This window comes from Photobacterium sp. R1, assembly GCF_054600795.1.
Genome location: NZ_BAAHZP010000611.1, coordinates 1 through 266 on the forward strand (window position 1 = coordinate 1; position 266 = coordinate 266).

The 266-nt window shown below is 44.7% G+C and carries 1 protein-coding gene; it reads left to right on the forward strand.

Features of this window, described 5'->3' with window-relative positions; all coding sequences use genetic code 11:
* A partial coding sequence (locus ACYP03_RS26500) for a hypothetical protein (RefSeq protein ID WP_459782739.1) occupies window positions 1-266 on the forward strand: 266 nt, incomplete at both ends.

Below are 266 nucleotides of genomic sequence, written 5' to 3' on the forward strand. Positions count from 1 at the left end.
TGACCAACGCCCAAGATTTTTCAATCTGTCGTCAGTATTTCACCTACAAAAACGATGAATACAGATTATCAAGAATTAAAAATGCGAGAGTCAAAGTCAATACGCTGACCGATCACCTGCTCAGAGTATTCATTATCGGCATGCTCGTTTCCAGCGTCATAGGGTTCATGGAGCCTTCAGGGATCGCTTGGATATTCATGCCGTTCGGGTTTATCACTGGCGCGCTGGGCGCTTTAGTTTCTGCACGTAAATATGAGCTGCAGATT